Annotated in this window: 16 protein-coding genes and 3 pseudogenes; 12 read left to right on the plus strand and 7 right to left on the minus strand. The window is 28.8% G+C overall.

Annotated elements, in window-relative coordinates:
* The gene (gene thiH / locus HBE96_RS07390; protein ID WP_169297117.1) at window positions 1–1,161 is read left to right on the plus strand and encodes a 2-iminoacetate synthase ThiH; all 1,161 of its coding nucleotides are present in this window, start codon (window positions 1–3) and stop codon (window positions 1,159–1,161) included.
* Between the two features lie 190 nt (window positions 1,162–1,351).
* Here thiH and HBE96_RS07395 read toward each other — a convergent pair whose 3' ends face one another.
* Window positions 1,352–1,882 carry a hypothetical protein gene (locus HBE96_RS07395; protein WP_169297118.1) on the minus strand — a complete coding sequence of 177 codons (531 nt, stop codon included), beginning with the start codon at window positions 1,880–1,882 and terminating at the stop codon, window positions 1,352–1,354.
* A gap of 546 nt (window positions 1,883–2,428) precedes the next feature.
* On the opposite strand from HBE96_RS07395, the gene HBE96_RS07400 reads away from it, so the two are divergent.
* The 7 genes and pseudogenes from HBE96_RS07400 (at window position 2,429) to HBE96_RS07430 (ending at window position 10,060) form a co-directional block, all read left to right on the plus strand.
* Window positions 2,429–3,130, plus strand: coding sequence for a DUF3298 and DUF4163 domain-containing protein (locus tag HBE96_RS07400; RefSeq protein ID WP_169297119.1), 702 nt, complete (start codon window positions 2,429–2,431; stop codon window positions 3,128–3,130).
* A 146-nt stretch (window positions 3,131–3,276) separates the two neighbouring features.
* Window positions 3,277–3,768 (plus strand): flavodoxin family protein, encoded by a 492-nt coding sequence (locus tag HBE96_RS07405; RefSeq protein ID WP_169297120.1) that lies wholly within the window; start codon window positions 3,277–3,279, stop codon window positions 3,766–3,768.
* Between the two features lie 491 nt (window positions 3,769–4,259).
* Window positions 4,260–5,261 (plus strand): hypothetical protein, encoded by a 1,002-nt coding sequence (locus HBE96_RS07410; RefSeq protein ID WP_169297121.1) that lies wholly within the window; start codon window positions 4,260–4,262, stop codon window positions 5,259–5,261.
* 591 nt (window positions 5,262–5,852) lie between these two features.
* Window positions 5,853–6,215, plus strand: a complete 363-nt coding sequence (locus HBE96_RS07415) for a BlaI/MecI/CopY family transcriptional regulator (protein WP_169297122.1) — start codon at window positions 5,853–5,855, stop codon at window positions 6,213–6,215.
* A 45-nt stretch (window positions 6,216–6,260) separates the two neighbouring features.
* Window positions 6,261–8,093: pseudogene (locus HBE96_RS07420) on the plus strand (M56 family metallopeptidase).
* A 151-nt stretch (window positions 8,094–8,244) separates the two neighbouring features.
* Window positions 8,245–9,501 carry a 4Fe-4S dicluster domain-containing protein gene (locus HBE96_RS07425; protein WP_169297123.1) on the plus strand — a complete coding sequence of 419 codons (1,257 nt, stop codon included), beginning with the start codon at window positions 8,245–8,247 and terminating at the stop codon, window positions 9,499–9,501.
* A 94-nt stretch (window positions 9,502–9,595) separates the two neighbouring features.
* The gene (locus tag HBE96_RS07430; RefSeq protein WP_169297124.1) at window positions 9,596–10,060 is read left to right on the plus strand and encodes a GNAT family N-acetyltransferase; all 465 of its coding nucleotides are present in this window, start codon (window positions 9,596–9,598) and stop codon (window positions 10,058–10,060) included.
* A 114-nt stretch (window positions 10,061–10,174) separates the two neighbouring features.
* Here HBE96_RS07430 and HBE96_RS07435 read toward each other — a convergent pair whose 3' ends face one another.
* The 5 genes from HBE96_RS07435 to HBE96_RS07455 form a co-directional block, all read right to left on the minus strand.
* Window positions 10,175–10,717 carry a histidine phosphatase family protein gene (locus HBE96_RS07435; RefSeq protein ID WP_169297125.1) on the minus strand — a complete coding sequence of 181 codons (543 nt, stop codon included), beginning with the start codon at window positions 10,715–10,717 and terminating at the stop codon, window positions 10,175–10,177.
* A 307-nt stretch (window positions 10,718–11,024) separates the two neighbouring features.
* Complete coding sequence (locus HBE96_RS07440) at window positions 11,025–11,462, minus strand: MarR family winged helix-turn-helix transcriptional regulator (protein WP_169297126.1); 438 nt, start codon at window positions 11,460–11,462, stop codon at window positions 11,025–11,027.
* Window positions 11,463–11,536: 74 nt separating this feature from the next.
* Entirely contained in the window at window positions 11,537–11,764 is a 228-nt protein-coding gene (locus HBE96_RS07445) for a glutaredoxin domain-containing protein (protein ID WP_169297127.1), read from the minus strand.
* 21 nt (window positions 11,765–11,785) lie between these two features.
* Window positions 11,786–12,709, minus strand: coding sequence for an FAD-dependent oxidoreductase (locus HBE96_RS07450; RefSeq protein ID WP_169297139.1), 924 nt, complete (start codon window positions 12,707–12,709; stop codon window positions 11,786–11,788).
* Window positions 12,710–12,735: 26 nt separating this feature from the next.
* Window positions 12,736–13,281, minus strand: a complete 546-nt coding sequence (locus tag HBE96_RS07455; protein WP_169297128.1) for a glutathione peroxidase — start codon at window positions 13,279–13,281, stop codon at window positions 12,736–12,738.
* Window positions 13,282–13,465: 184 nt separating this feature from the next.
* Between HBE96_RS07455 and HBE96_RS07460 the strand changes: the two are divergent.
* Both HBE96_RS07460 and HBE96_RS07465 read left to right on the plus strand, forming a co-directional pair.
* A pseudogene (locus tag HBE96_RS07460) lies at window positions 13,466–14,707 on the plus strand (GH3 auxin-responsive promoter family protein); the annotation flags it as partial.
* A 188-nt stretch (window positions 14,708–14,895) separates the two neighbouring features.
* Window positions 14,896–16,143, plus strand: a pseudogene (locus HBE96_RS07465) (PEP/pyruvate-binding domain-containing protein); the annotation flags it as partial.
* Window positions 16,144–16,520: 377 nt separating this feature from the next.
* On the opposite strand, the gene HBE96_RS07470 reads toward HBE96_RS07465, so the two are convergent.
* A complete protein-coding gene (locus tag HBE96_RS07470; RefSeq protein ID WP_169297130.1) occupies window positions 16,521–16,802 on the minus strand; it encodes a putative quinol monooxygenase in 282 nt (93 codons plus the stop codon).
* Window positions 16,803–17,108: 306 nt separating this feature from the next.
* On the opposite strand from HBE96_RS07470, the gene HBE96_RS07475 reads away from it, so the two are divergent.
* Together HBE96_RS07475 and HBE96_RS07480 are read left to right on the plus strand one after the other, a co-directional pair.
* Entirely contained in the window at window positions 17,109–18,413 is a 1,305-nt protein-coding gene (locus HBE96_RS07475) for an MATE family efflux transporter (protein WP_169297131.1), read from the plus strand.
* Between the two features lie 150 nt (window positions 18,414–18,563).
* Window positions 18,564–19,373 (plus strand): MerR family transcriptional regulator, encoded by an 810-nt coding sequence (locus HBE96_RS07480; RefSeq protein ID WP_169297132.1) that lies wholly within the window; start codon window positions 18,564–18,566, stop codon window positions 19,371–19,373.
* The last annotated feature ends 384 nt before the right edge of the window (window positions 19,374–19,757 follow it).

The following is a 19,757-nucleotide window of genomic DNA, read 5'->3' on the forward strand; positions in this document are numbered from 1 at the left end:
ATGAGTGAACAATGTACAAATCATATGGAATACATGCCAGGAATGGAAGTATTAGAGTCAGATGTTATGGATCAGGTTATAAGTGATATGCATGCTTATGACTATAACAAATATACAGCAGAAGATGTAAGAAGAGCATTAAACCATGATTACCGTACACTAGAAGATTTTGCAGCATTATTATCTCCTGCAGGCGGAGAATTTTTAGAAGAAATGGCTCGTCTTGCAAAAGAAGAGACAAGAAAGCATTTTGGTAATTCTGTTTATATGTTTACACCTCTATACATTGCTAATTATTGTGAAAATTACTGTATCTACTGTGGATTTAACTGTCACAACAAAATACGTCGTGCCAAATTAAATTCTGAAGAAATAGAAAAAGAGATGCAGGCTATAGCTAAAACAGGTTTAGAAGAAATACTGATTCTTACTGGTGAGAGCAGGAAGATGTCAGATGTAAAATATATTGGAGAGTCATGTAAAATAGCACGAAAATACTTTAAGCTAGTAGGACTTGAAGTATATCCAATGAATTCTGATGAGTATGAATACCTTCATAAGTGTGGTGCAGATTTTGTTACTGTATTCCAGGAAACTTATAATTCAGATAAATATGAGACTCTTCATTTAGCAGGTCACAAGCGTATATTCCCATATAGACTTAATGCTCAGGAAAGAGCCTTAAAAGGTGGCATGCGTGGGGTTGGTTTTGCAGCTTTACTTGGATTAGATGATTTTCGAAAGGATGCTTTTGCCACAGGAATGCATGCATATCTTTTACAAAGAAAGTATCCACATGCAGAAATTGCTTTTTCTTGCCCTAGGCTAAGACCTATTATAAACAATGATAAAATTAACCCAAAAGACGTTCATGAACCTCAGCTTTTGCAGGTGATGACAGCATATCGTCTCTTTATGCCATTTGCAAGCATTACCATTTCCACAAGAGAGTGTGAAAGGTTCCGTGATAATGTAATTGGTCTTACAGCTACTAAGATTTCAGCTGGTGTTAGTACTGGAATTGGAAGTCATGTTGAAGAAGCAGAGGATAAGGGAGACGATCAATTTGAAATTGCAGACACAAGATCTGTAGATGAAGTTTATGAAGCAATTAAATCTAAAGGCTTACAGCCAGTAATGAATGATTATGTTTATGTATAACAATTTTAACAGTAATCACTTTAAAGTATGAATAGAATTAAAAATAACACGCTATTTAATATAAAAATGGCGTGCTATTTTATTGAATTATAAAAGGACATTACTTTTAAGTATTTAGGGTATTTTTAGAATTCTTATTAACGCTTTTATAAATACAATGTTTCTTAAATTAAATGATTTAGTTAATGGTTTAATAAGGTGCTAAGCTTACTTTCCATGCTGAATTTTCCTTAACAATACAAATTTGATTACCCTGTCTAATTATAGTTTTTTTATTATTTACCACAGATGTTTGTATAATTTCAATAGTATAATAATAAATTAATTCATTTCTATCTTTAATTTCATCGTATTTTTCTAATTTAATATTTTTCACCTTACAATAATACTGATTTTCATATGCATCCTTTGCTCTTCTATAGGACATTCTTGTTAAAAGTAAATCTTTATAGGCGCTATCAGTCATTAAGGGCTTAAATTTATCATCGCAACTATTTTTAGCTTTTATAAATTTATTGTATGAATTTGCATCGTTTGGTATAAATCCATTGGTTATTATTTTATAATTTTCAAGATCGTTTTTATCAATAGTATAGAAAAAAGTAATATACCGAGAAGCGATTTCTTTACTCTCTGCATCAGTATTTTTTGAACATCCTGAAAACATTCCTAAAGTTAAAAAGGTAGTTATAATAAGTACATAATAAAAGAGTTTTTTCATTTATTTACGCCTCCTAACATTTTTTAGTGATAGAACAGTTCTTTTAAACAATTAATAATGATGAGGTGTAATATGTAAAGGATAAAATTAAAACTTTTTTATTTATATATATAATTACATTAAATCAAGATGTGGGTTATTTAGTTTATGCATTAGAGGTTCTTATTTTTTTATATATAAATTATATGCTATATATAAATTATATGCTGGAAATGTATTACTGTTTCAACTTAATAAAGAATAGTACTTTTTTAGTAGAAATGTTAAGGTGATGTTATTATTTAAATAATTTTTCGAAGTTTTTAACCTTAAACCAGTTAAATAACTATCATAAATAGTTAAAAATATACATTAATGAACTAAATTTTTAAGCATACTATTTAATTGGAAAGAATAATATACTATCAAGTGATTCTTAGACTTAGGTGGAGCTTACTTATGAGTAATATTTATCTGCGTTTGAGTTTTAGAAAAACTTATTCAGAGAGGTATCAGCTGTTACGGATGGTAGCTATTTGATAAAATATGTATATTAAGGAGTTTAAAATGATTTATTTTAGTTATCCTGATAATTGGAATCCTTCAGCTAATAGATATGATTCCTATGATTATAAAAATCATACTAAGGATTATAGAGACTTTAGAGAAACTGTAGGTCTTAAAAATCAAAAGTTAATGCCACCTAAATTTAGCATTTCTTATCCAGTTATAGATAACCCAGATTCAAAAGATAACATAACAAAAATTAATAATGCAATTGTAGATGAAGTAGATAAACTTTTTAGAAGTCAGGTGCTTCGTCCTGAGATTATTAATTTTGCTGAAGTGCTTGGAACTTATGAAATAACTTTAAATAAAAATGGTATTTTAAGCATACTTTTTGCTCTTTATGTCTATGAAAATAAAGCAGCTCATGGTTTTACATTGTATTCTTCCATAACAGCCAATGTACAAAAAGGTGAAGTTTACAGTTTTGGTGACTTATTCAACCCTAAAATGTATTATATTCCTATTCTTAATGAATTAGCACAAAAGTATATTAAAGAAAATAACATTCTTTTAATAAACAAGTATAATGGAATAACGGAAAACCAACAATACTATTTAACTGAGAATAGTTTAGTGTTATATTATCAGCTTTATGAATATACTCCTCATTCTTATGGTTTATTTAAAATAGAAATTCCATATAGTAAAATACTAAATATCATAGGTCCAGCTGGGCCTATACCTAAAATTTTACCTTAATTAATGTGAATGCATATATACAATATTATAATTAAGTGTTATTATTTACCTAAAGTAAAATTAATTTGAATTTTTCGATTTATAGTGAAATTGGGTGCTAATTTAGATGTATATAAATATATTAATTTATAGAAAGGGATGATAGGATGAGAACACTTGTTGTTTATTATTCCTTAGAAGGTAATACAAGGTTTATTGCAGAAACTATAGCAAGATCTATTAATGGTGATATATTAGAACTTAAACCTGAAAAAGATGTACCAAGTAAAGGCTTTTTAAAATTTATACTTGGTGGAAAACAAGCCGTTTTTAAAGAACGTCCAAAGTTAAAAAACCTAGAAAAAAACATTGAAGATTATGATGTGATTTTTTTAGGTTCTCCTGTGTGGGCAGGAACTTTTGCGCCTGCTTTTAATACACTCTTTTCCAAGATGAAAATAGAAAATAAAAAAGTAGCATTATTTGGATGCTATGGTGGTCAAAGCGGAAAAATATTTGAAAATTTTAAAAAGTATTTAACTAAAAGCACAGTTGTAGGAGAAATAGGTTTTAAAGATCCATTAAAAAATGATAAAGAGTTAAATGAAAATAGAGTAGAGAAATGGACAAAAAATATAGTAAATAAATTACAAAGTTAGTTTTATATAGAGATATTAATGTCAAAAATAATGCGAATTAAAGTGTAGTGAAAGTTTTGATTTTAACTTTTACTACGTGATATAGGATAAGCGTTTACTTACTGCTAAATGTTTTCAATTAGTCTAAAGCTCAAAGTTAATGAAAACCTAAGAACTTTGCCAAACTCGGTTCCCTCAAACAAGGCTAAAGTTCTAAGGCTTTCCTTAACTTCTCGCTAAGACTAATAAGAAAACAATTTAGCTAATGTGAGTAAACGCTTATCCTATATCCCTACGTAAAAGTTAAAATCAAAACTAGTAACTTCAGTTGTACATATTAATATTGATACTTTTATAATTTAGCGCTTAAAAATTCAGCCGAAATATAGCTTAACGTTTCTTCAGTTACTTGAGTAGCAATGTGCTTATATTAGACCCAAATTTCGTATGTGCGAAAGTTGAGTATGTTATTAATAAGTTAATTTATAATTAAACGCCAAGGGAGGAGTATTGTGAATAAGAAATTTAAAAAGCCAGTTTTTGGAGTTTTAGCTTTGGGAGCTATTGCAATTATCATAGGTATATCACTTATTTATAATTCAGCAAATAAGAAGGTTTATACGAAAGAATCATCTTTAAAGAATGAAGAATTACAAAAAGAGTTAAATGCAGAGGATAAAAATGAAGTGTTAAAGAGAATGCACTCTAGTTTTGAAGATAGTATAAAGGTTATTTTGTCATCCCCACATAATTCATCTAATCCAGATGAGCATATTTCAGCTCATAGAATGGAGTATGATAGTATTTTAAGAGCTGGAAGGGATGCAGAAAATTATATGCTGTCACAATTTAAAGAAGGTACTGTTAAAGATGATTTGCGTGGTCAGATTATAATGAGGCTTTGTAAAGATTGGTTAGGTTCAAGAAATAATGTACAAGATGAAAAATTATTACCTACAGAATGGTATTCCAAGCTGCAATTAGTAGACGAAATTACATTGTCTGATTTTTCCTATGCTGGTGCAGATCCTATTGAAAAATTAGTATATAAAACTGAAATAGAGAAAAATCAAGCAATAAAAAGTGAGTTGAGTTTCCTTGTTGTAGCACCTCATATTCATGGGATTTATAAAGAGGGAAATAAACTAAAAGTATTTGTTACCACTTTCTCTTCCACATATGAGTTTTATGGTAAAACTTTAAGTGAGCAATGTGGATCTATAGATCCAACTGCAATTACTTATGTTAAAAATGAAGATGGCAGTTACAAATTGGATAAATATGAACAGGCAAAGGATGGTGATGAATGTGGTCCATCAATTAAAAAGTTTTGTACTATGCCTGTATCAGGAAAAAAAATAAGAGGACTTTCAGATAAAATTTTAAAGTATGATAGTGATAATAAAGATATAATTAAATTACAGCGAGATAACTTAATTAAACATCTAAAAGCAAATAGTCAAACAGGTATATCAATAAAAGAAGTCTCAGGCAAAATAGTTCCATTAACATAGGAGTATAATTCTTGATTGTGGTCTGTCAAAGTATATATTGTCAGTAACAAAAACTAATTTAAACGACTAAAGTTCTAAGATATACTGGGCTAAAGTCGTTTGAATTAGACTTCTTTTTAAATCTACTTTAAAGTGTCTTACAAGTCCTATTTTCATGTTAATTCCCCATTCTATATAAATATTTCAATTTATATAATTTGCAGAATTAAAAATACTATTCATAATTTACAAGTTTACAAACATTAGCTTTTTTCATATATTGATTATAGGAAAATACTTAAGATGTTACAAGTATAATAAGCAAGATATTATATAAAATTTTAATAAAGGGTGGAGCAAGCAGTTAAAAGAAACTTTGACATAGAAACTGAAGATCCCAGGCCGTGCTGCCACTGAAGATATGATGGAAATTAATCCTTATTCAAAAAAAATAAGAGTAGCTGTAAATGAAGATGTATTCCAATGTATTAGTTGGATTAAGCATTAAAAATTAACTTCATTTACAGTTATTTTATTTAATTGACATAATTGGTCTATAATGATAGACTGTTAGTAATCTAGTCTATAGTTATAGACCAAAGGGGGATTGTTATGAATAAACTTAATCTTTGCGAAAGTGAATATCGTTTTGCAAGTATTGTTTGGGAAAATGAGCCTTTAGGATCAGGAAAGCTTGTAGAGCTTTGCAGCGAAAAGCTTGGATGGAAAAAGTCTACAACATATACAGTTTTGAAAAAATTGTGCCAGAAAGGGATATTGAAGAACCAAGATTCAATTGTTACTTCTGTTGTAAAGAGGGAACAAATACAAAAATTTGAAAGTGAACAATTCTTAGAAAAAAATTTCGGAGGGTCACTACCTAAGTTCATTACAAGCTTTATGAGTGATAAAAAATTATCCAAAAATGATGCAGATTACTTGAAAAAACTTATAGATAATTATAAGGAGGAGTAATACATGGATAATTATGTACAAAACTTGTTTTTAACAGTGCTTAATATGAACATAACTGCCAGCTTTGTTATTTTATTTGTTGTGATTGCAAGATGGTTTTTGAAAAAAGCTCCAAAGATATTTTCCTATAGTCTTTGGATAGTGGTAATGTTTCGACTAATGAGTCCTTTTTCCTTTTCTTCTGCAATTAGTTTTTTAAAACCTATTTTTGATACTCCTAAAAAAATACAATACATTCCTTTAAATGTAGGCAATATAGCACAACCTAAAGTACAAACAGGTATAAGTGGGATTAGTGTAATAATTAATAAATCTGTTCCTTCAGCATAAGTTAGTACTGGAATAAACCAAATAGAGGTCATTTTATTAATACTTTCAATAATATGGTTTTTAGGTATTCTTATTATGGTTAGTTATGGCATTATATCTTATATAATGTTAAAAAAGAAAGTTAGTTTTGCTATGTTAGTTCATGATGATGTTTTTGAGTGTGAAAAAATTAAAACTCCATTTGTTCTTGGAATTATAAAGCCTAAAATTTATTTGCCAATAGGCTTACTAGAAGAGGAAAAGAAATATATTTTAAAACATGAACAGATTCATATAAAACGATTTGATTATATTATAAAACTTTTTGCTTTTTTGCTTTTATGCATTCATTGGTTTAATCCACTTGCATGGATGAGCTTTATACTTATGAGTAATGATATGGAAATGTCTTGTGATGAAAAGGTAATTAAAGAATTTGGAAACAGCATAAAAAAAGATTACAGCAGATCTCTTCTGTCTATGTCAGTGGGTAGAAGGCTTGCAGTTGGAAGTCCGCTTGCTTTTGGAGAGAATAATACCAAAAATCGTATCAAAAATATATTGAAATATAAGCAGCCAGCTTTTGGGGTTTTAGCTTTAGGAGTGATTGTAATTAGTGTTATAGGTATAGCACTTATTTCTAATCCAATTAGTAAGAAGCTTAACTCTGAAGCAGTGTTTTTAAAAAATAAAAAATATGAGAGGACAGAAACTTTAAATTCCAAAGGTTTTCCATCTGAAGCTTTGAAGAAATCTTCCTTTTTAGTGGAGGGAAATTTAAAAATTATTTTGTCATCACCACATAGTTCATCTAATCCAGAGGATTATATTTCAGCTCATAAAACTGAGTATGAAAATATATTAAAAGCTGGAGATGATTCATTAGGTTATATGTTATTACAATTTCGAAATAGCAGTGCTAAAGATGATTTGCGTGGTCAAATTATAATGAGGATTTGTAAAGACCTATTAGGAAAAAGAAATAACGTACAGGATAAAAATTTACTGCCTACAGAGTGGTATTCTAAGCTTCAGATAGTAGAGAAAAATGTAATGCCTTATTTTTCTTATGATGGTACAGATCCTATTGAAAAATTAGTATATAAAACCGAAATAGAGAAAAATCAAAACATAAGAAATGATTTAACATTTCTCATTGTGGCACCACATATTCATGGAACCTATGAAGAGGGAAATAAACTGAAAGTATTTGTTACCACTTTCTCTTCAACATACCAGTTTTATGGGAAAACCTTATATGAGCAATGTGGCAGTATAATTCCATCTGCAATTACTTATGTTAAAAATACAGATGGTAGTTATAAATTGGAGAAATATGAACAGGCAGAAGATGGAACTGTGCTTCTTCCATCAATTAAGACATTTTGTATTATGCCTGTATCAGGAAAAAGAATAGAAGGACTTTCAGATAAAATCGTAAAATATAACAGTGACAATGAAGATATAATTAAATTACAGCGAGATAACTTAATTAAACATCTGAAAGTAAATGGTCAAACAGGTATATCAATAAAAGAAGTTACAGGTAAAATAGTTCCATTGACATAGGGATATAGTTTTTTAGAAATTTTTATAAAATATAATAAGATTGCAGTGTTATTGTAAAAAGCGCATGTAAGAGTTAAGAATTATCAAATTTACTTGCAGAAGTACAGCTAAAAATATAAAATTAAGTAATGTATAGAAGGGGTGTGAAAATTTGTCACATATTTCAAATAGAGAAGCTTATAAAAAATTAGAAGAGAGAATTAATAGATTTCCACAAGGTGCACCTCCATCAAAAACATTATATAAGATTTTAAGCATGCTTTTTACTGAAAAAGAGGCAGAACTTGTTGCAATGCTACCTATTAAACCTTTTACAGTTAAAACTGCAAGTAGCATTTGGAAAATGAATGAAGTTCAAACTGAAAATATTCTTCAAAAGCTTGCTTCAAAGGCTATACTTTTGGATGTTGATTATGATGGGAAAAAGGAGTATTGCCTTCCACCTCCTATGATTGGATTTTTTGAATTTTCTCTTATGAGAACTAGGGATGATATTGATCAAAAAACTTTATCAGAACTTTATTTCCAATATTTAAATGTAGAAGAAGACTTTATTAAAGATTTATTTCTAGGAACTGAAACAAGGTTTGGAAAGGTTTTTGTACAGGAGGGGGTTCTTTCAAATCAAAACCAATTGGAAATAATGGATTATGATAGAGCTAGTAATGTAATTAAAAATGCCAAATTTATAACTGTAAGCATGTGTTTTTGCAGACATAAGATGCAGCATTTAGGAAAAGCCTGTAATGCTCCAATGGATACCTGTTTAACTTTTGGAGACAGCGCTTATACTTTAAATAAGCATGGATATGGTAGAGCTATAGAAGCTGCTGAGGGCTTGGAAATATTAAATATGGCTTATGATTATAATTTAGTGCAGTGTGGTGAAAATGTTAGATCAGGATCAGTATTTCTTTGCAACTGCTGTGGCTGTTGCTGCGAAGGAATGCAAGCAATTAAGAAGTTTGGATATTTAAATCCTATCCAGACTACTGCATTTCTCCCACAGGTTAAGGAAGATAGTTGTTTAGGCTGTGGTAAATGTTCAAAGGCGTGTCCAATAGATGCCATAAAAGTAGATCCTTTATCTAAAAAGGCCAAAGTTGATGAAAATATATGTCTTGGTTGTGGTATATGTGTTAGAAACTGTCCTAAAAAAAGTATATATCTTAAGTGTAGGGAAAAAGAGATAATAACTCCAGCAAATACAACTCACAGAATAGTGCTGCAGGCTATTGAAAAAGGTAAGCTTCAAGAGCTTATTTTTGATAATAAGGCATTATTTAGTCATAGAGCTATGGCAGCAGTTTTGTCAGCTATTTTAAAACTTCCACCTATTAAGAGGGCTATGGCAAGTAAACAGATGAAATCAATATATTTGGATAAATTATTAAGTAAAAGATATTAAAAAAATGCTTCACATTATGCTTAAAAGATGATGATGAAATTACTGTGTATGAAGACAAGAATGAAGTGCTATCTTAAAAAATCAATATTTAGATATGATTGAGGAGTGGAAAAATAGTGGAGAAAAACTTATTCCTTGGAGTTTAAACCTTGACACAACGGATATACATTCAATGGTTGAAAAGTTACATGGATATAGCAAAGGGATAGGACTAAGTGATAATTTTGTAGAGAGTTCAACTTATTGGTTGATAGATAAAGGTAATAAAGTTTTAGGGGCAATTGATATTAGGCATAGACTTAATGAGAATTTATCCTATAGGGGTGGACATATTGGATATGGTATAAGACCTAGTGAGAGGAGAAAAGGTTATGCTTCTAAAATGTTATTTTTAGCATTATATATTTGTAAAAATGTGAATATATCGAGAGTGCTAATAACTTGTTCTAAAGATAATGTAGGATCGGCTAAAACAATTATTAAAAATGGGGGAGTTTTAGATTCAGAAGAAATGGATAGCGGAGAAGTTTTCCAAAGGTATTGGATAGAATTAAAATAATATGGTATTATCTAACCTGGATTAAAATATACAGTTGAAATAATGAAAACTCATTTAAGCGGCTAAAGCCCTAAATTACAGTGGGCTACGGCCGTTTAAATTATAGTTTTTAAATTAACTAAGGGAGTCATTTTCCATGACATATAGCTTTCCATTTCTAGCCTTTATAAATCTGTGTCCTTTAAAGCCTTTTCTTTTAAGTATTTTTCTTATTTCGTATAGTGCACCAGCATGACTTACAATAAGAATATTTTTGTCTTTCTGTTGTAATATTTCATCAATAATTTCATTAAGTCTTTTTAAAGTTTTTGTTCTACCTTCAGGTTGAGACATATGATTTTTAAGCCAAGCAATTCTATTTATTAAAGTCCAAAAATAATAAGGAAGTGGAAGTTTAGTGTTTATTCTTGCTGAAAAGGATATTTCTACTAATCTGTCAGTTATTATTATGTCACCATGATATATAGTTTTTGCTGTGGTAATAGCCCTTTGCATACTGCTGCAGTAACACTTATCCCAATTTTTATCTATAACTAATTCATTAGGTATAACTCTTGTTTCTTCGTATTTACTCATGTATTCATTATATTTTTCTGATGTCATAAAAGAGCTTCTTTTTAAATCCACTTTAAAATGTCTAACAAGTCCTATTTTCATATTAATTCCCCATTCTATATGATATTTCAATTTATATAATTTGCACAATTAAAAATACTTATTCATACTTATAGCGAATTTAAATAGAATTTTAACTTTTTCTTAATAAAAAGCAAATTGCCACGCAACTAGATATTAAAGTGCAGTGGTAGTTTGGATTTTAACTTTTACTACGTGACGTATATCAGCCGTAATACAGCTTAACGTTTCTTCGGTTACTTGCTTCTCATTATTTTTAGATTGTGAAAGTTGAACAGAATATTTAAAGTATAATAAAAGCATAGGGTTCTAAGTAAAGAATAGAATCCTATGCTTTTTCGTCTAAATTATTTAATAAGGTTTTAAGTTTTTCTCTTAAATCTAAGGCTTCTTCCATTGAAATACCTGTAGTGCAAAATACTTTGGAAGGAACTTCTAAAGCATCATCCTTCATATTTAAACCTTTTTCAGTTAGTTTTATATAAACATTTCTTTCATCTTCTTTATCTCTTATTCTTTCTAGTAATCCCATGTTTTCCAGCTTTTTTAACAGAGGAGTAAGAGTACCAGAATCAAGATGTAGCTTTTTACCAAGCTCTTTTACAGTTATATTATCCTGTTCCCAAAGTACTAGAAAAGTAATATATTGAGTATAAGTTATACCAAACTTATCTAAAATAGGTTTATAAATTCTAGTTACTTCTTTAGCACAAGCATATAATGCAAAACACAGTTGGTTATCTAATTTTAGTGGTTCATAATTCATATGTTATCACAACCTTGTAAATTAATAATGATGTAAAATATTTTCTATAACATTTTACATCATTATTAAGAAGTTTACAAATTTAAGTATTCATCTATTTTATCTTTATCAAATCCCACAATTATATTGCCGTTTATATTTATTGTTGGTACATTTTGTTGCTTTGATATTTCAATCAATTCGTTTCTTCCATCTATATCTTTTTCAACATTTATATCTATATAATCTATTCCTTTGGTGTTAAGATAGGCTTTTGCTTTTTTACACCAAGGACAATCGGATATTGAATATACTTTTACCATAAAATCACCTCATTTTTAAAATTAATACTCGTTTTTTATATATTTTTCTGCCATTAATGCGGCTGTTGTGCCATCACTTACAGCGGTTGTTAATTGTCTAAAAGGCTTAGTTCGCACATCACCAGCTGCAAAAACACCTTTTATATTAGTCTCGCAAGTTTCACCTGCTTCAATGTTGCCAGAGACATTCAAATTTAAATAATCTTTATACAAATCAGTTCTAGGAGCTACGCCTATATATACAAAGATACCATCTAAGTCTAATTTGTAAGTTTCTTTTTCATTTTCAATAAGAACAGCTTCTAATTTATTATCTCCAATTGCATGTTGTATTTTAGAATTCCATAGAATGTCTACTTTTTTATTATCAAATAGTTCATGTTGATTTTTTTTATCTGCACGTAAGTAATCTCGTTTATGGATTAATGTTATTTTTTTTGCATATTTAGATAAAAAGTTAGCGGCTTGAACTGCTGAATTTCCACCACCTACAACTGCAATATGTTTGCCTTCATATAAGTGTCCATCGCATAGTTCACAGTAATGAATTCCTTTTCCATGGAATTTTTCTTCTTCAGGTATTGGTAATTCTCTTTTTTTAGCTCCTGCTGCTATTATCACTGTTTTAGGCTTATATATATAGCTTTTAGTTTCAATAACTTTTTCACTATTCGTAAGTTTTACAGACACTATTTTATCAAATTCATCTATTTCCACACCATAGTTTATAGCTTGATTTTGAATTTTATCAATTAATTCTGATCCACTTATGGAAATAAACCCAGGATAATTTTCAACTGTATATGCATCTTTTATTTGCCCACCAACTAATTCATCTTCAAGAATTAAAGTTTTAAGTTTAAGTCTTGCTGCATAAATAGCTGCTGTTAGTCCTGCTGGACCTGAACCTATTATTAAAAGATCTAATTTTCTTTCTTCTTTAATCATTTTATCACCTTTTTTTAAATTTTCTATAATAGCTTTTCTATTTCAGAAATCATGTCTAAAGGTTCAGTTGTAGGTTCAAATCTACCAACTACATTACCTTCTTTATCTATTAAAAATTTAGTAAAGTTCCATTTTATAGAGTTGCCTATCAAATATTCAGGAAACTGTTCCTTTAAAAAGTTGTATAATATTTGTCCGCTTGGGTGATTTAAGTCTAAGCCTTTAAAAGGAATTTCTTCACTTAAGTATTTAAATAGGGGATGTGCTGAAGTACCTCGTACATCTATTTTTTCAAATAGTGGGAAGGATACACCATAGTTAAGCTGACAGAAGTTTTTAACCTCTTTATTATTTCCAGGCTCCTGTCCAGCAAATTGATTGCAAGGGAAGCCCAATATTTCAAGACCTTGCTTATTATATTCATTGTAAAGTTTTTCTAAGTCTGCATATTGAGGTGTAAATCCACATTTGCTTGCAGTATTTGCTATTATTAATACCTTTCCTTTATATTTTTCAAGAGATATTTCCTCTCCATCTATTCCTATAACTTTGTAATCATAAACTGACATAAATTTTTCCTCCTTTTATTTAAATGAATTTATTTTATAAAATTATTTTGTGTACAATTAAATTGTGTACAATCATTCTGCGATTTAAATTTACCATGAAAATTAAACTTTGTCAATAGTAATTATTAATAAAATTTATAAAATAACAACATCTTGGTTTTTTTCATATATTAATTATAGAAAAATGTTTAGGAAGTGCATTATCACGAGTATAATAAGCAAGATATTATATAAAATTTCCATAGAAGGTGGAGGAGCAGTTAAAAGGAATTTTGATAGAGAGACCAAAAATTCTAGAGAAGTAAATGAAAAAGTATTGTTTAAAATATTGAAATTAAATTGTAAAAGTGAAATTGGAATTAAGCTTGGGTTTAATGATATCAAGTCCATAGATAGTTTTAAAAGTCAAGTTCCGTTAACGGAATATCCATATTATGAAACCTATATAGAACGAATAGCAAATGGAGACAAAAAGGTTTTAATAGGTGATGATGTGGAATACTTTGGTCATACCTCGGGAACTACAGGTAAACAAAAGTTAATTCCTGTAACTAAAAGGAGTAGAAAGATTGCATCAAAGTATATGGCACTGCTTATTAATAAATATTCCTATGATAACTTTAAAGAAAATTGGAATTATGGGAAAGGGTTAATGATAGCTGATATGGTTGTGACAACATATACCAGGGCAGGAATTCCAATATGTTCTGCTACTTCTGGAGGAATGAATGGTATAAAACGTATACTGCCTTATTTATACACTTCACCAATAGAGGTAATGAAAATAAAAGATAGAGAAACTGCTCTGTATCTTCATTTGTTATTTGCATTAAGAGAAGTTAGACTTTTGTATATAGGCGGAGTTTTTATTTCTAATATATTGGATTTGTTTAGGGTATTAGAAAGTAAATACGAAAGTTTAGTAAGAGATATAAGAAGGGGACGTATAACTAATAATATAGATATTGACGAAAATACTAGATGCAAATTAAATAAACTTCTTTCACCTAATGCAGGTAGGGCTTATCAGTTAGAATGTGAGTTTAAGAAAGGTTTTAAGGGTATAACCAAAAGAATATGGCCTAATTTGTTATATATTATAACAGTAACAGGAGCAAATTTTTCTATATATGATGAAAAAGTAAATTATTATACCAATTCACTTACTATTTACTCTCCAGGTTATGCTGCCACTGAGGCTATGATTGGAATTAATCCTTATGCAAAAAAAATAAGATATATAATTATTCCAGATACCGTTTTTTATGAATTCATCTTAGTTGAAAATGGAAAATTAAATATTAATCACACCTTTTGCTTAGATGAATTAAAAATAGGGAAAAAATATGAAATAGTGATTACTAATTATGCAGGACTTTATAGGTACAGAATAGGTGATGTTATTAATGTAGTTAGTTTTTACAATTTAGATATTGTTAATAAAAATGCCATAGAAGAATGAATTTAAATAAGAATATAAAAACAATGTATATTATAATACAAGTAGCATACACTATACATTGAAAAACATATACTAAATGTTATATAATATATATTATATAACATTTAGTATATTATGCATCGGAATGTTTACATTAAGAGGAGTGCTGTCTTATGGAAAGCAAAAAGTATGTATACCTTTTTAATGAAGGAAACGCAAATATGAAAAATTTACTTGGTGGAAAAGGTGCCAATCTTGCTGAAATGATAAATTTAGGAATACCTGTCCCACAAGGTTTTACATTATCTACAGAAGCCTGTACAAAATATTATGAAAACGGGGGGAATTTATCTGAGGAAATAACAGCTCAAATATATGAAGCATTAATTAAAGTTGAAAAGTTAACTGGTAAAAAGTTTGGAAGTGTAGACAACCCATTGATTGTTTCAGTAAGGTCCGGAGCTAGAATTTCCATGCCAGGAGTGATGGATACTATATTAAACTTAGGCTTAAATGATGAAACTGTGGAGGCTTTAAGTAAGTTATCTAATAATGAAAGATTTGCTTATGATTCCTACAGAAGGTTTATTCAAATGTTTTCTAACATTGTTATGGGAATAGAAAAAATAAAGTTTCAGCATATACTTGATGAAGCAAAAAGACTTAAAGGAATTAAATTAGATAACGATTTAAATTCAGAGGATTTAAAAGATATATTAAAAAAATTCAAAGCTTTATATAAAGAAGAAATGAGAAAAGAGTTTCCACAGAATCTAAAAGAACAATTATTAGAAGCTATAAAAGCTGTATTCAGTTCTTGGAACAATACAAGAGCTGTGGCTTATAGAAGAACAAATAATATTCCATTAGAATGGGGAACAGCTGTAAATGTCCAATCAATGGTATTTGGAAATATGGGAGAAACATCAGGAACTGGAGTTGCATTTACAAGAAATCCATGTACTGGAGAAAATCTTGTATTTGGTGAATACCTAATAAATGCTCAGGGAGAAGATGTGGTAGCTGGTGTAAGAACCCCTCATAAAATATCAATATTAGAGCAGGAGTTACCGGAGTGTTACAAACAGTTTATAGATACAGCAGAAATATTAGAAAAGCACTATATGGATATGCAGGATATGGAGTTTACTATTGAACAGGGAAAACTATATTTCCTTCAAACAAGAAATGGTAAGAGAACACCTCAAGCAGCATTAAAGATTGCCGTTGATTTAATAGAAGAAGGTATTATTACAAGGGAAGAAGCAGCGTTAAAGGTAGATTCTAAAAAATTAGATTTGCTTTTACATGCCAAATTTGATCAGGTAAAATTAAAAAATACTAAATCTATAGTTAAAGTACTTCCGTCATCATTAACTGTTGTTTCTAATAAGGTTAGTTTTAATTCAGGTATAGCAAAAAGATCAATGACAGCTCATGTATCATCTATTGCTAGATAAATGAGAGATTGCTGTATGGCAAAGGTGAAGTAATTTATATATAATAAGAATGATGAATAAGTTACTTTTCATGCATAAAATAATTTTACATGTTATTGAAGAAGGAAGGTGTGGGACTAAATAATTCAAATACCTTCCTTTTTAATATAAGATTTAAATAAGACATCTTCAAAAAATAACAAGGTCAAATATTAGTCTACTTTTTGTAATACTGCGTCGATAGAACCTTTAGATAGCTTAAGCTTCTGCGTAATCTGTTTCCTTGTCTTACAAAAAATATCTGTCATATATTGGACTTGTTATTTTCTTTCGGATGCCTAAAAGGTAAAATTCAGTTTCTATAATTCTTTATAAATGTTAAGACTTTTAGATTCACGAAGTTCAGCAAATTGGGGAACTATTCTTTTAAAGTGTTCGCTATTATTATGATTTTCAATTGCTTTTTCATCTCTCCAGTCTTCTACAAAAGTGAGTATTAGAGGGTTATTTATGTCTTGAAGCAAATGATAGGATATACATCCATCTTCATTCCTAGTTTTTTCTATTAGCTCCTCTGCTAATTTTATGAATTTACTACTTTGCCCTTGTTTTAATGTGTTTTTTGATATTATCTTTATCATACTTATCACCATCGCTTTCTATAATATTAATATTACTACATGCTTTATTCATTTTAAACCCAACTTTTGTAATTGTAATAGTTTTTGTTATGAATTCATACTATTGAAAAATTCTAATCCATTTGCTAATAAAGAAGATTTATGTCATTTTCCAATATTTATTGCTATTTGCCTAAGGCTTTCTTAGTCATTCAATACTTCAATTTTTGCTTAGTATATAGTTTTACAAAAAAGTTGACTCTATACCTACTATAGACTTTATAATAGACATTAGCGAAAATAATATTACATAAGGTAGGTAAATTTATGTTGAAAAAATTCTTAAAATATTCTATACCATCTTCATTATCTATGTTTATTTCATCACTATATACTATTATAGATGGAATATTTGTAGGTCGTGGAGTAGGGGCTTTAGGACTGGCAGCAGTGGCAATTGCAATGCCAGCTACAATAGCTCTTTTTGGATTAGCTACAATGTTTGCTGTTGGTGGAGGTACTTTAGTTTCTAAAAATTTTGGAGCGGGAGATAAAGATAAAGCGGTATATGTTTTTAGACAAGCATTTAAATTTATTATAATATTAAGTAGTATTATTAGTTTAATATTTGTAATTTTTGCAGAGCCTGTAGTAACGTTATTAGGTGCAACTGAAAAACTAAGAGGTTTATCAGCGGAGTTTCTAAGGTATTATTCATTATTTTGTATACCAAGTTTAATAGGAATAACTTTAAATGGTTTTATTAGAAATGATGGAAGGCCTAAATTGGCTATGGTATCTTCGATGATGGGGGCAGTGGTAAATGTACTATTAGATTATGTTTTCATATTCTCTTTACATATGGGGGTTAAAGGTGCGGCTATTGCTACTGGACTCGGACAGGTAGTTACAATTGCTATAATTTTACCACATTTTTTAAATAAAAGAGGACAATTAACTTTTGGAAATGTAAAACTGGAAACGAAAATAATAAAAGAGATTTTTACCATGGGATTTCCGTCTTTTTTTGCGGAAACAGCATTTTCAATAATAATATTCTTTTATAATATAGTTTTAGGTATTTATATGGGTGAAAAGGGGATTTCTTCATACAGTATAATAAATTATATCACTACGAATATATATATGATGCTTTTAGGTGTTAGTTTAGGAGCCCAACCGTTGATAAGTTATTATTTTGGAGCTAAAAATACAAAAAAGATGTTTACTACATATAAATTATCATTAAGAGTATCCGTTGTAGTAAATTTTATTTTTGCTTTCATATGCTTTATATTTGGAAGAAAGATTATAGGTTTATTTACGTCAGATATTGAATTAATTAATATATCATATATTGGACTTAATATAACTAATATAGCTTATTTTATTACAGGATTAAATTTAAGTACATCAATGTACTATCAAGCTATAGAAATGCCTAAATTCTCTAATTTAATTTGTGCTTTTAGATCTTTTATATTTTTACCAATAATTTTATTCACATTGGCACACTTTTATGGTACAAATGGAATATGGGCTAGTATGATTTTTTCAGAAATCTTATCTTTTGTAGCAATAAGTATTTTTACCAGTGTAAGAATTAATACTAGAAAAGCTATATCAGCATAAGTGATTCTTAGACTTAGGCGTAGTTTGCTTATGAGAAATGCTTAGTTACATCTAAGTCTTAGAAGAACTTATCCATGGGTGTATCAGCCGTTAAAGATGATAGAAGTTTACGGATGGTAGCCATCGGATAAAAAGTAAGGGTGGTAAAATGTGAAAAATTTTTCTATTGGTGAAATGTCAAAATTAAATAATATCTCAATTCAGACATTGAGATACTATGATAAAATAGGTTTACTTAAACCTAAACTTATAAATAAAACAAGTAAGTATAGGTATTATAGTATAGAAGAATTTTTAAAAGTTGATATGATTAAATACTATAAGAATGTAGGCTTATCTTTAGAGGAAATAAAGAATTTAATAAGTAGCAATACTTCTATTGAAGAAAAGCTTCAGATAATAAATATTCAACAGGAAGCTTTAGAAAATAAATTAAAAGATATGAATCTAATGAAAAATAATCTAGATATTCTTAAAAATAAGGTATCTTCAATTATTGAGTGTAAAATTAATAAAATATTTATTAAATATAATGAGGAAAGAGAATATATAAGTTATGATTATATTTCAAACACTAATGCTGAACTTGAAATAAATTACAGAAAAGTAATATTAGATATTGAAAAATATGTAGGAATGTTGGGGTATGAGTTATCTTCGATTGTGTCTTATGATAAAACAAAAGAAAAAATGGTGTATAAAAATATAATGATTAATACTTCTGAAAATATATTAAAACATAATGGTCAGGTTATTGTTTTACCTAAGGGAGAGTATATAACAGTGTATTTTGAAGGTGGATGTTTTGCAAATAAGAATTATTATAAAAAAGTTACAGAGTATATAAATAAAAACAACATTAAAGTAAATGGACATTTTCATGAAATATATATAATTCCTCAAGTAAACGAGGATGGAAAAGAAAACACTTTAATGCAGCTGGAAATACTAAAAAGTTAGCTATTACCAAACATTAATAATTTACGTAGGAATATAAAAATATTGCGAAGTAAAGTGTAGTGAAAGTTTTGATTTTAACTTTTACTACGTGATATAGGATAAGCGTTTACTCACTGCTAAATGTTTTTAAGCAGAGAGTAAAAATCTGTGATTTTGTACGAATCGCTTACTCCGCTAAGGAAACGAAGTGGAGCTTCCATTTATAAATAAAGCTCAAAGTTAAGGAAAATCTAAGAACTTTGCCAAACTCGGTTCCTTCAAACAAGGCTAAAGTTCTAAGGCTTTCCTTAACTTCTCGCTAAGACTAATAAGAAAACAATTTAGCTAATGTGAGTAAACGCTTATCCTATATCCCTACGTAAAAGTTAAAATCAAAACTAGTAA

Origin of the sequence: Clostridium muellerianum (assembly GCF_012926525.1) — a bacterium.
GTDB classification, from domain to species: Bacteria; Bacillota; Clostridia; order Clostridiales; family Clostridiaceae; genus Clostridium_AM; species Clostridium_AM muellerianum.